The sequence below is a fragment of the Humitalea rosea genome (assembly GCF_003253705.1).
Classification (GTDB): Bacteria; Pseudomonadota; Alphaproteobacteria; order Acetobacterales; family Acetobacteraceae; genus Humitalea; species Humitalea rosea.
This window is the reverse complement of sequence record NZ_QKYU01000003.1, coordinates 20,859-33,018: the sequence shown is the minus strand read 5'-3', so window position 1 is coordinate 33,018 and position 12,160 is coordinate 20,859. Positions and strand designations below refer to the sequence as shown.

Genomic DNA, 12,160 nt, shown 5'->3' with positions numbered 1-12,160 from the left:
ACCGGGACTTCGGCGTTAAGGCACGATAGGTTCGGCATGCGCCGATCCGGTGCCGGAGACACCCCGACTTGCGCCTACGCCTCGGATACGCCCTCACCTACGACTGCCCGCAGCCCACGCCGATGATCCTGACGCTGCACATCCACTCCTCGCGGGTGTCGGATATCGTGGCACCGGACCATTTGAGGACCGAGCCACCGGTGCCGGTCTCGGCCTATCGCGACGGGTTCGGCAACTGGTGCTCGCGGATCGTGGCCCCTGCCGGGCGCATCCGCCTCAGCACCGATGCGCTGGTCAACGACACGGGCCTGCCCGATCCGGCGCAGCCGGATGCCTGGCAGACGCCGGTCGAGGATCTGCCGGAGGACACGCTCGTCTACCTCCTCGGCAGCCGCTACTGCGAAACGGACCGCCTGTCGGACATCGCCTGGAACCTCTTCGGCCACACACCGCCGGGCTGGGCGCGGGTGCAGGCGATCTGCGACTTCGTGCACAACCACATCGTCTTCAATTACCAGGACGCCCGCTCCACCCGCGGCGCCTGGGATGCCTGGCAGGAAAAGAAGGGCGTCTGCCGCGACTATGCGCATCTGGCGATCGCCTTCCTGCGCTGCATGAACTTCCCAACCCGTTACTGCACCGGCTACCTCGGTGACATCGGCGTGCCGATCTCGCCCGATCCGATGGATTTCTCTGCCTGGATGGAGGTTTTCGTGGGCGGCCGCTGGTACACCTTCGATGCGCGCAACAACAAGCCGCGCATCGGCCGGGTCCTGATCGCCCGTGGCCGCGATGCGGCGGATGTGGCGATCAGCAATACCTTCGGTCCGAACATCCTCGCCGATTTCAAGGTCTGGACCGTCGAGGCCTAGACACGCAGTCTGCGTCCCCAAGGACAGGGGACGAACAAATGGATTTGCGTATTGCCGGGCAGTTGGCGCTGGTGGTCGGCGCCAGCGACGGGATCGGGCTGGCCACGGGCGCCGCCCTGGCGGCCGAGAACGCCCAGGTCACCCTCGTCGCGCGCGATGCCGCGACCATTGCCGCGGCCGCCGCCTCGATCGGGGCGGCGAGCCTCACCGCCGATGCCACGGATGCGGCTTCGGTCACCCGCCTCGTGATGGACTGGGACGCGGCGCACCCGCATCTGGACATTCTGGTGGTCGCGGTCGGCGGCAGCCAGCGCTCCGCCTTCGCCGCGCTGACCGACGATGACTGGCGGGCGAACCACGAGCTGAACATCCTTGCCACCGTCCGGCTCGTGCGTGGCTTCCTGCCGGCGCTGACCCGGGCGAAGGGCGCGCGGGTTGTGCTGTTCGGCGCGGCCTCGGCGCGGATGCCCTACCCCGAGCAGATCGTCTCCAACGTCCACAAGGCAGGCCACCTCGCGCTGGTGAAGACCCTGGCGGCCGAGCTTCTGCCCCAGGGCATCCGCGTCAACGCCGTGCTGCCCGGCCGCACGCTCACCCGGCTCTGGCGCCGCCGCGCCGATGCCCTGGCCGCGGCCGAGGGTACCACCCGCGAGACGGTGCTGGCCCGCTTCGCCGCCGACATCCCTCTCGGCCGGTTCGGGACCGCGGAGGAGATCGCCGATGTGGCGGCCTTCCTCGCCTCCCCCCGCAGCGGCTATGTGGTCGGCCAGTCCGTTGCGGCCGATGGTGGCATCGCGCGCGGCCTGTTGTGACACCCCGGAGACCGCGATGACCAAAAGCCCGACCGATCCCGACGACCTGGCCCTGGTGAAGGCCTGGTTCGATGCGCTCTCGGCGCAGGTGCGGGCGGTGGATTACACCGGGGCACGGCATCTCTTCGCCGACGACCTGCTGGCCTTCGGGACCTTCACCGACTTCGTCACCGGCCGCGAGCACGCCGAGACGACCCAGTGGCGTAAGGTCTGGCCGACCATCGAGGACTTCCGCTGGCGGTTGGATGGGGTACGGGCCCTCGTCTCGCCCGATCGGCTCTTCGCCGTGGGCATGGCGGTCTGGGATTCCATCGGCCATCTGGCCGATGGCGGCGATTTCGACCGCCGCGGCCGCGCCACCGTCTCCTTCGCCCGCGCGGCCATCGGCGCCCCCTGGGTCGCGACCCATACCCATATGTCCCTGTTCCGCGGCACGCCCGAGGTCTCGCATGGCAACAAACCGGAGACCGGGCACAACAGCTGAAGGCGGGGACGGCAGTTCGGCCGGACACCGAGGCAACTTTCACACCCCGTCCGGCGTTGCGCCGTAAGGCGTTTATTTGAGGGCGCCAGATAAGTCCCCTTGGGGAGACACCTTGCTTGCCGATCCAGTCCGTGACCGAACGCCTCCCGCCGCACCGGCCCTCCCGCTTCGTGCATCTGCTTCCCTACGCGGCCGTGCTGATCCCCATGATGCTGCTTGGCGCCGGCGCCGAACTGAGCTGGCTGCAAGTCTGGCGCGATGCGCGGAGCGACCTGCAACGCGCGGCGGAGGGCGGGGCTGACTACGGCAACCGCATCCTCTCGGGCTACGCCCTGGCCGCCGGGCGGATCAATGAGTTGCTGCGCGGCTTGTCGGACGCGGAGATCCATGCGCGCGAGGCCGAGCTGCACGGCGACCTTGCCAAGATGGTGGCCGAAGTGCCCCAGGGCATTGCGTCCCATGTCATGGACCGCGATGGCGTGCCCTTGCTCAGCGCGACCTTGTTCCCGGTCCCGCGCAACGAGACGGTCGTCGCGGATCGCGACTTCTTCCTGGCGCTGAAGGCGGCGGATGCGCCGGATGTGCATATCAGCGCGGTCCACGTCGGGCACTTCGAGGGGCGGCCGTTCTTTGCCGTCTCCCGCCGCCGGCAGAACACCGGCAATGGCCTGCCGCGCGGCAGCTTCGACGGCATCGTCAACCTCTCGGTCGAGCCGGCGACGCTGGCCGATGGCATGCGCCGGGTGCTCGGCGATGAAGCGGTGATTGGGCTGGTCCGGGCCGATGGCGCCGTATTGGTCCACACCAACAACGATGGCGGCAACGATGGCGGCCCGCCGGCCCGGCTGCCTGCCGATTCACCGATCCTGGGCGCCATGCAGGGCGACGGCTTCGCGATCGAGACCCGCTCTCCCTTCACCGGCGATGCGCAGATCATCGCGGCGCGCCAGCTGCCGGGCTTCCCGATCTATGCCCTGGCAAGTCGCTCGCGGGACTCCATCATCCAGCAATGGTGGAGCGGGCTGCTGCCGCATCTGGCGCTCGGCCTGCCCATGACGCTGGCGCTGCTGCTGCTCAGCCTGCGGGTGCGGCGGGACCAGCAGCGGCTGACGGCGGATAATTCCGGCCTCACCTCCGCCCTGCTCGAAAGCGAGGCCTGGCTGCGGCGGGTGCAGCGCATCGGCCGTGTCGGCGGTTTCGAGATCGACCTGCCGACCGGGGTCAACCGCCGCTCCCCGGAATACATGGCGTTGCAGGGCATGGCGGCCGAGCCCAGGACCGAGCAGCACGACGACTGGGTCGCGCGCCTGCATCCGGAGGATCGTGAACGGGCGCAGGCCGCCTTCCTCTATGCGATCGAGAGCCCGGGCACGACCACGACCTATGCCCAGGAATACCGGATCGTGACGCCCGAAGGCGGCATCCGCTGGACCGCCGCCCGGGCCGAGATCGAACGCGATGCCAAGGGCCGGGCGTTGCGGATGGTCGGCGCGCATCTGGACATCACCGCGCTGAAGCAGACCGAGCAGGCGCTGGCGGAAAGCGAGGCGCGCTTCCGCCAGATCGCCGAGACGATCGACGAGATCTTCTACGTGGCCGAGCCCTCGACCGGTCGCATGCGCTATGTCAGCCCGGCCTGGGCGCGCATCACCGGGCACCCCGCGACGGCGCCGCAGAACGCCGCGGAGGCCTGGCTCGCGGCCGTACATCCGGAGGATCGCGAGCGCGTCCGCGCCGCCCGCCGCGAAGGCCCGTACGACATCGAATACAGGATGCTGCGCGCCGATGGTGGTGAGCGGCGGCTGCATGACCGTGCCTTTGCGGTGCCGGACCCGATGAGCGGCGCCGCCGCCCGTGTCACCGGCGTTGCCCGTGACGTGACCGAGGAACGCCAGGCCACCGAGATCCAGGCGCTGCTGGCGGCCGAGGTGGACCATCGGGCCAAGAACGTGCTCGCGGTGGTGCAGAGCGTCATCCGCCTGACCCGGGCCGCCACCGTCCCCGACTTTGCCGCCGCGATCGAGGGCCGTGTCGCCGCCCTCGCCCGCGCGCATTCGCTGCTGGCCAGGGGCCGCTGGATCGGCTCGGAACTGAACCGGATGGTGGAGGAGGAGCTTGCGGCGCATGACGTCGGCGATCGCTTCCGCACCTCCGGCCCCATGGTGGTCCTGATCGCCGATGCGGTGCAGCCGATGTCGATGGTCCTGCATGAACTGGCGACCAATGCGGCGAAATATGGCGCGCTATCGGCCAGAGACGGCCGCATCGACATCGACTGGGTGCTGCTGCCCGGCGGCAAGCTGCGGCTGACCTGGTCCGAGAGCGGCGGCCCGGTGGTGAGCGAGCCGCCGACCGGCCGCGGCTTCGGCAGCACGCTCATCGAGGCGACCGTGGCCGGCCAGTTGAAAGGGGAGTTCGAGCGGGATTGGAGCCGCTTCGGCCTGCGGGCCATCATCACCATCGATGTGACGATGCTGCAGCCCTATGTCGCGGCGCCGCAGCCGCTTGGCGTTCCGCACGCCGCGCCGCACGCGGTCCCAAGGAATACCGGGATGCGGGGCCGGAGGATCCTGCTGGCAGAGGATGAGACGCTGATCGCGCTGGAACTGCGGGACATCATCGAGGAACTGGGCTGCGAACTGGTTGGGCCGGCGCGAACGCCGGACGAGGCCTTCGCGCTGATCGCACAGGCGGGACGGCTGGATGCGGCGGTGCTGGATGTGAACCTGGGCGGGCGGCAGATCTTCCCGGTGGCGGAGAAGCTGCGCCAGCGGGGCGTCCCGATGGTCTTCACCACCGGCTATTCCAACCTGCCGTCCGAGCAGACCCAGGGCGCGCCGGTCCTGCGCAAGCCCCTGGCCCGGGGCGAGCTGGTGGCGGCGCTCACCGCGCTGCTGGCGCCCGCGACCGCCGAGGGGTGAAGCAGGGAGGGGGGTGAGCAGGGAAATGATGCGCCGACCGGCGGCTTGATCTGGACGCCGCGCACCCGGCGGCGTGATACTCCCGGCGGTGAACGTCCTCTCTCCTCCCCGTGCCAGGCTGACGATCGAAGTTGTCTATGACCTGGTCTGTCCCTGGTGCTTCCTCGGCACCCGGCGGCTGCGCCGTGCGCTGCTGGCGCGACCGGAAATCCTGGCCGAGCTGGTCTGGCGCCCCTTCCTGCTGAACCCGGATATCGGCCCCGGCGGCGTCGCCCGGACGGATTACCTGGCGCGGAAATTCGGCGGCGAGGACCGCGCGCGCCGGCTGCATGCGACCATCGCCGAGATGGGGCGGGCGGAGGGCGTGCCCTTCCGCTTCGAGCGCGTGCGCCAGATCCCGCCGGTGCTCGATGCCCACCGGCTGGTCCGCTACGCGAGCGGGCATGGGCTTGGCGATGCGATGGTGGATGCGCTGTTCGTCGCCTATTTCTCGCAAGGCGCGGATTTGGGCGATCCGCATAGTCTGGGCGCCATCGCCGCCGGGCTGGGCTTCGCCGAGGCCCCCGTGCTGCGCTATCTGGCCTCGGGGGCCGAGGCGGACCAGGTGCATGCCGACAACCTCCGCGCCCATCGGCTCGGGATCAACGGCGTGCCCTGCTTCGTGGTGGCCGAGCGCCATGCCATCGCCGGCGCGCAGGAGCCCGAGGTTCTGGAGCGGCTGCTCGACGCCGCGATCGCCGCGGGGGTCTGAGCGCCCGCGCGCTTATTTGCGCCGAACGGTGCCGCCCGCCCGCATCGCCGCGCGCAGCCGCGTCACCATGGCTTCGGCCGATTGCGACTGCTCGGCCGCGCCGGTGACGGTCACGACGCCGCGCTCGGCGATGCAATAGACGCCGTAAAGTTCATCGCCTTCGGAATTCTCCGCCCAGACCGCCCGGGAGTCGCGGCTGAGTTGGCGCAGCCCCTGGCTGACCACGGCCTGCGACGCGCGATCGAGGCAGGTCGTCTGGTTCACACCCTGCTCGAGCATCTCATGCCCGGCCGAGACGCCCACCGCGCCCACCGGGGCCGCGATCAGCAGGGACAGGCAAAGGACCTTGGCGCGCATTGTTGGAACCTCCCGGTCATGGACCAGGCAAGGCTATCCGTCCCGCCAGCCGCCGCCAATCCAGCAGGCGTCAGGCGGCCTGGGCCTGGTTCGCCACCCGCACCAGCGCCCGCAGCATGTCACGCGCGGTCTTCACCCGCAGCGGCAGCGGCATTTCCTGCACCACCGCGAGCTTGAGGTCCGGCCGCAGCCGCACCATGCCCTTCTGGGACGTGACCCAGGCGACGAGTCCCGCCGGATTGCCGAAGCGGTTCTTGCGGAAGCCGATGACGATGCCCTTGGGCCCGGCATCCAGCTTTTCCACCCCGGCCTCGCGGCAGAGCCGTTTCAGATTCACCACCTGGAGCAGATTCTCCACCTCCTCCGGCACCGGCCCGAAGCGGTCGGCGAGTTCGGCGGCCATGGCATCCACCTCGCCCTCGGTGGCAAGCCCCGCGATGCGGCGATAGAGGCCGAGGCGCACCGGCAGGTCGCGCACATAGCCTTCCGGGATCAGCACCGGCAGGCCGAGGCCGATCTGCGGCGTCCAGTCGGTATCGGGGATTTCGCCATCGCCCTTCTGGCCGTATTTCATGTCCCGTACGGCGTCTTCCAGCATCTGCTGGTAGAGTTCGATGCCGACCTCGCGGATATGGCCGGACTGCTCGTCGCCCAGCAGATTGCCGGCGCCGCGGATGTCGAGGTCATGCGAGGCCAGGGTGAAGCCGGCGCCGAGGTTGTCGAGCGTCTGCATCACCGCAAGCCGCTTTTCCGCCGCCGGCGACAGCCGGTGCGATTGCGGCCAGGTGAGGTAGGCGTAGCCGCGCTGCTTGCCGCGCCCGACCCGGCCGCGAAGCTGATACAGCCCCGCGAGGCCGAACAGATCGGCGCGATGCACCAGCAGCGTGTTCACCGCCGGCATGTCGAGGCCGGATTCCACGATGTTGGTCGCCAGCAGGATATCGGCGCGGCCATCGCCGAATTCGGTCATCACCGCTTCCAGCGCGGTCGGGGTCAACTGGCCATGCGCCTCGACCAGCCGGGCTTCGGGCACGATCTCCCGCAGCCGTTCGGCCATGCGCGGCAGATCTTCGAGGCGGGGACAGACGCAGAAGATCTGGCCACCCCGAAAACGCTCGCGCTGGATCGCCTCCCGGATCACCACCGAATCCCAGGGCATGATGAAGGTGCGCACCGCCAGGCGATCGACCGGCGGCGTTGCGATCACGCTCATCTCCCGCACGCCGGACAGCGCGAGTTGCAGGGTGCGCGGGATCGGCGTCGCGGTCAGGGTCAGCATATGCACGTCGGTCTTCAGCGCCTTCAGCCGTTCCTTATGGGCGACGCCGAAGTGCTGCTCCTCATCGACGATGACGAGGCCGAGGGAGGCGAAGTGGATCGTCTTGGACAACAGCGCATGGGTGCCGACGATGATGTTGATGCTGCCATCCGCGAGCCCGGCGCGGACGACATTGGCCTCCTTCGGCGTCACCATGCGGGAGAGCTGGGCGATCTTCAGCGGCAGCCCTTCGAAGCGCCTAGTGAACACCCGGAAGTGCTGGCGCGCCAGCAGGGTCGTCGGCACCACCACCGCGACCTGGGCGCCGGTCATGGCGACCACGAAGGCGGCACGCAGCGCGACCTCGGTCTTGCCGAAGCCGACATCGCCGCAGATCAGCCGGTCCATGGGGCGGCCGGAGGCGAGATCCTCCAGCACATCGCCGATGGCGCGCAGCTGGTCCTCGGTCTCGGCAAAGGGGAAGCGGCCGCAGAATTCGTCGAAGGCCCCATCTTCCGGCGCCATCAGCTGCCCGACCCGGGTCGCGCGTTCCGCGGCGGTGCGGATCAGCTGCGCCGCCATGTCCTTGATGCGCGACTTCGCGCGGGCCTTGCGCGCCTGCCAGGTGACGCCGCCGAGCTTGTCGAGCGAGGCGCCGGAGCCCTCGCTGCCGAAGCGGGACAGCAGCTCGATGTTCTCGACCGGCAGGAACAGCTTGTCGCCGCCGTCATAGACCAGGCGCAGGCAGTCGTGCGGCGCGCCATTGACCTCGATGGTGGTCAAGCCATCGTAACGTCCGATACCGTGATCCTGGTGGACGACGAGGTCGCCCTCCTCGATCTGGGTGGCATCCGCGATGAACTGGTCGGCGCGTTTCTTCCGCCGCGCGGGGCGGGCGATGCGTTCGCCGAGCAGATCCTGCTCGGCGGTGACAGCGAGGCCAGGCCCCGTGAAACCGCGCTCCAGCCCCAGGATGACCAGCCCGACCACGCCGGCGGGCAGCTTTTGGAGCGCCCAGACATCCTCGACCGGCTGGGCGGGGACGCGGTTTTCGGCCAGCAGCTTGCCCAGGCGCTCGCGCGACCCGCGGGTCCAGGCGGCGACCACGGGGCGGATCTTCTTTGCCGTCGCACCCGCTGCCGTCTCGGCATAGGCGGCGAAGACATTGCCGCCCGAGGTCCGCACATCGGCATAAAGCGGCCCGGGCCGGCCGCCGCCATCGATGCCTGCGGCCCCGTCCGGCATGGCGAAGGGGGAAAAGCGCAGCAGCGGCCCATCGGCCAGCATCGCATCCCATTCGCCGCGGTCGAGATACAGCCCCCCCGGCGGGGCCGGGCGATAGGGCGTCTCGCCATCGCGCGGCGGCTGGCGGCGGGCCTGGTAGTGGTCGGCGATCATCTCCAGCCGCGCGGTCAGCACATCCTCGGCCTGGTGGTCGAGGCTGACCGAGGCGCCGGGCAGATACTCCAGCACCGTCGCCATGCGCTCATGGAACAGCGCCGCCCAATGCTCCATGCCGGGATGCTTTCGCCCCGCGCTGATGGAGACGTAGATCGGATCCTCGGCCGCCGCCGGGCTGAACAAATCGCGCCAGGCGGTGCGGAAACGCGCGATGGAGGCCGCATCCAGGGTGACTTCGCCCACGGGCCGCAGGGTCAGCTCCGAAACCTTCTTGCCGCTGCGCTGGGTCGCGGGGTCGAAGCGGCGCATGTCCTCGATCTCGTCGCCGAACAGGTCGAGGCGGATGGGATCCCCCTCACCCGCCGGATACAGGTCGAGGATGCCGCCCCGCACCGCATATTCGCCGGGCTCCATGACGGTGGCGGCGCGGCCATAGCCATTGGCCTCCAGGAAGGCGGTCAGCGCCGCCACATCGACGCGGGCCCCGGATTTGAGCCCGAAGGCCGCGCCCTGGAAGGATTCGGCCGGGGGCACGCGCTGCACCAAGGCGTTGACCGTGGTCAGCAGGATGCGAGGCTTGCTCGTGGGCTCCAGCAGCCGCGCCAGGGTCGCGACCCGCTCGGCGATGATCTCGGGGTTGGGCGAGACCCGGTCATAGGGCAGGCAGTCCCAGGCCGGCAGGCGCAGCACCTCGGCCTCGGGCGCGAAAAAGGCCAGCGCCTCCTCCATCCGCGCCATGCGGGCATCGTCGCGGCAGGCATGGAGGATGTGGCCCTTGGTCTCGGCGCGGCGGCGGGCCAGCAGAGCGGCGTCATGGCCCTCGGGGGCGCCGAAGACGGTCAGGCCGCGGGTGGTGGCGGGGCTCATGCCGGGCGATGGCCGGTATGTGCGTGCTCACCGCTAAGGGCCGTCTGCAACATCTCCAGGAACATCGGCGTCGCCCGTTCGGGGGGAACCGGGCGGCGGCCCGAAAGCCATTCGGCCATGTCCAGGTCCTGCCATTCGAGGATCGCCTCGATCTCGCCAAGCTCGGCCTCGGAGAAGCCGGCGATCCGGGCGCGCACGAAACCACCGATGATCAGATCGGTTTCCTTGGTCCCACGGTGCCAGGCACGGAAGAGGATACGGCGGCGGCGCGGGTCGAGGTCGGTTTCGTCGGTCATGCTGGCAGTGGCATACACGCCCACATGGGAATCGCGGAAGCCCGACAACTGCAAGACGGGCCTGACGGGGCCGCGAGGCTCGACGCCCTCTTCGCCCCGATCGCGGGCCTGCCGGGCCTCGCGCCCGCGATGGCCAAGCTGATCGCACGCGCCTGCGGCGGGGACCGGGTGATCGACCTGCTGTTCCATCTGCCCGAACGATACGTGCAGCGGCGGCTGGTGGAACGCCCCTCCGAGGCCGAGGGCGAGGTGATCCTGGCCGCGCGGGTCGACTCGCTGCGGGGCGCCCGCTCCGCCGCCGGGCGCGAATACACCGAATTGCGGGCCACGGCGGGCGGCGAGCCGCTGCTGGCGCGGGTGATGGGGCTGAAGCCCGCCTGGCTCGAACGCTCCGCGCCGCCGGGTTCGACCCGCTGGTTCGCGGGGCCGGTACGGGCGGAGCAGGACCGCTGGTCGATGCTGGCCCCCGCGATCTCCGCGGCCCGCCCGCCGGAGATCGAGCCGGTCTGGCCGCTGACCGCCGCCCTCTCCAACGCCCGGATGCGTCGGGCGGTGGAGGCGGCGCTGGCGCTGCTGCCGACCCTGCCGGAATGGAATGATGGGCCGCTGATGGCGCGAGAGCGCTGGCCAGGGGTCCGCGACGCCCTGGCGGCGCTGCAAAAGCCGGAGGCGATTCCGGCCGAGCAGCCCCGGCTGCGCCTCGCCTATGACGAGTTCTTGGCGGGGCAGATCGCGATCGCGCTGGTCCGCCGCGCGGCCAAGGCGCGGCCGGGGCGGTCGCTGACCGGCGACGGGCGGCTGCGGGCGCGGGCGCTGGCCGCCTTCGGCCATGTCCCCACCCTGCCGCAGACCGCCGCCATCGCCGAGATCGACGCCGACCTCGCGGCCCCCCACCGGATGCTGCGGCTGCTGCAAGGCGATGTCGGCGCCGGCAAGACGCTGGTCGCGCTGATGGCGATGCTGCGGGCGGTGGAGGCCGGCGCCCAGGCGGCGCTGATGGCGCCGACCGAGCTTCTGGCCCGGCAGCATCTGCGCACCCTGGCCCCGCTCTGCGCCGCCGCCGGCGTGCCCGTCGCCATCCTGGCCGGCAGCGTGAAGGGCAAGTCCCGCGCCCGGGTTCTCCGGGGCCTCGCGGATGGCTCGCTGCCGATCGTGGTCGGCACCCATGCGCTGTTCCAGGAGGCGGTGGAATTCCGCGACCTCGCCTTGGCCGTGGTCGATGAGCAGCACCGCTTCGGCGTGGCCCAGCGGCTGATGCTGGCCGGCAAGGGGGAAGCGGCCGACCTGCTGGTGATGACCGCGACGCCGATCCCGCGCACCCTGCTGCTGACGCAATGGGGCGAGATGGCCATCAGCCGCCTTTCCGGCAAACCCGCCGGGCGCCAGCCGATCACCACCACCTTGCACGGGCTGTCGCGGCTGGAGACCGTCGTCGAGGCGGTGGGCCGCAAGCTCGCCGAGGGGGCCCGCGTCTATTGGGTCTGCCCGCATGTCGCCGAAAGCGAGATCTCCGACCTCGCCGCCGCCGAGACCCGCGCCTTGACCCTGCGCGAAAAATTCGGCGACGCGGTCGGGCTGGCACATGGGCAGATGCCCTCCGAGACCCGCGAACAGGCGCTGGCGGATTTCCGCAGCGGCGTCACCCGGCTGCTCGTCGCGACCACCGTCATCGAGGTCGGCGTCGATGTGCCGGAGGCCAGCGTCATGGTGATCGAACACGCCGACCGCTTCGGCCTGGCACAGCTGCACCAGCTGCGCGGGCGGGTCGGGCGGGGCGAGGCGCGCTCCTTCTGCATGCTGCTGTTCGAGGAAGGCCTGACCGAGACCGCCAAGGAGCGCCTCGCCATCCTGCGCGACACCGAGGATGGCTTCATCATCGCCGATGCGGACTTCCGCCTGCGGGGGGCCGGGGATGTGCTGGGCACCCGCCAATCCGGCCTGCCCGGGTTTCGCCTGGCCGATCCCGCGACGCAGGAGCGGCTCGCCCATATGGCCCATCGCGACGCGGCGCTGCTGCTGGACCGCGACCCGGAGCTTGCCGCGACGCCGCGCGGACGGGCGATTCCAGCCCTGCTGCGCCTGTTCGGACGGGATGCCGCGATCGAGACGCTGCGCGCCGGATAGGCCCGTTGAAAATTGGG

The 12,160-nt window shown here is 70.4% G+C and carries 9 protein-coding genes; 6 read left to right on the top strand and 3 right to left on the bottom strand.

Features of this window, described 5'->3' with window-relative positions; all coding sequences use genetic code 11:
• Positions 1–68: 68 nt before the first annotated feature.
• From C8P66_RS03275 to C8P66_RS03255, 5 genes are all read left to right on the top strand, one after another.
• Positions 69–872 carry a transglutaminase-like domain-containing protein gene (locus C8P66_RS03275; RefSeq protein ID WP_111396723.1) on the top strand — a complete coding sequence of 268 codons (804 nt, stop codon included), beginning with the start codon at positions 69–71 and terminating at the stop codon, positions 870–872.
• 38 nt (positions 873–910) lie between these two features.
• Positions 911–1,684 carry an SDR family oxidoreductase gene (locus C8P66_RS03270; RefSeq protein WP_111396722.1) on the top strand — a complete coding sequence of 258 codons (774 nt, stop codon included), beginning with the start codon at positions 911–913 and terminating at the stop codon, positions 1,682–1,684.
• Positions 1,685–1,700: 16 nt separating this feature from the next.
• Positions 1,701–2,168, top strand: a complete 468-nt coding sequence (locus tag C8P66_RS03265) for a YybH family protein (protein WP_111396721.1) — start codon at positions 1,701–1,703, stop codon at positions 2,166–2,168.
• A 131-nt stretch (positions 2,169–2,299) separates the two neighbouring features.
• Positions 2,300–5,089 (top strand): PAS domain-containing protein, encoded by a 2,790-nt coding sequence (locus tag C8P66_RS03260; RefSeq protein WP_111396720.1) that lies wholly within the window; start codon positions 2,300–2,302, stop codon positions 5,087–5,089.
• 73 nt (positions 5,090–5,162) lie between these two features.
• Positions 5,163–5,840, top strand: a complete 678-nt coding sequence (locus tag C8P66_RS03255) for a DsbA family oxidoreductase (protein WP_245903182.1) — start codon at positions 5,163–5,165, stop codon at positions 5,838–5,840.
• Between the two features lie 12 nt (positions 5,841–5,852).
• On the opposite strand, the gene C8P66_RS03250 is transcribed toward C8P66_RS03255, so the two are convergent.
• From C8P66_RS03250 to C8P66_RS03240, 3 genes are all read right to left on the bottom strand, one after another.
• Complete coding sequence (locus C8P66_RS03250; protein ID WP_111396719.1) at positions 5,853–6,197, bottom strand: hypothetical protein; 345 nt, start codon at positions 6,195–6,197, stop codon at positions 5,853–5,855.
• Between the two features lie 70 nt (positions 6,198–6,267).
• Positions 6,268–9,723: a transcription-repair coupling factor gene (mfd, locus tag C8P66_RS03245; protein ID WP_111396718.1), complete on the bottom strand. Its 3,456-nt coding sequence runs from the start codon at positions 9,721–9,723 to the stop codon at positions 6,268–6,270.
• Positions 9,720–10,019, bottom strand: coding sequence for an FAD assembly factor SdhE (locus C8P66_RS03240; protein ID WP_111396909.1), 300 nt, complete (start codon positions 10,017–10,019; stop codon positions 9,720–9,722). Before C8P66_RS03240 ends, mfd begins: the two co-directional genes overlap by 4 nt.
• A gap of 24 nt (positions 10,020–10,043) precedes the next feature.
• Between C8P66_RS03240 and recG the strand changes: the two genes are divergently transcribed.
• Positions 10,044–12,143, top strand: coding sequence for an ATP-dependent DNA helicase RecG (gene recG / locus C8P66_RS03235; RefSeq protein WP_111396717.1), 2,100 nt, complete (start codon positions 10,044–10,046; stop codon positions 12,141–12,143).
• The last annotated feature ends 17 nt before the right edge of the window (positions 12,144–12,160 follow it).

Excerpts from the sequence above, each read along its gene's own strand:
- C8P66_RS03270 (WP_111396722.1), top strand. The coding sequence starts at position 911 with ATGGATTTGCGTATTGCCGGGCAGTTGGCGCTGGTGGTCGGCGCCAGC.
- C8P66_RS03265 (WP_111396721.1), top strand. The coding sequence starts at position 1,701 with ATGACCAAAAGCCCGACCGATCCCGACGACCTGGCCCTGGTGAAGGCC.
- C8P66_RS03250 (WP_111396719.1), bottom strand. The coding sequence starts at position 6,197 with ATGCGCGCCAAGGTCCTTTGCCTGTCCCTGCTGATCGCGGCCCCGGTG.
- mfd (WP_111396718.1), bottom strand. The coding sequence starts at position 9,723 with ATGAGCCCCGCCACCACCCGCGGCCTGACCGTCTTCGGCGCCCCCGAG.
- C8P66_RS03240 (WP_111396909.1), bottom strand. The coding sequence starts at position 10,019 with ATGACCGACGAAACCGACCTCGACCCGCGCCGCCGCCGTATCCTCTTC.
- recG (WP_111396717.1), top strand. The coding sequence starts at position 10,044 with ATGGGAATCGCGGAAGCCCGACAACTGCAAGACGGGCCTGACGGGGCC.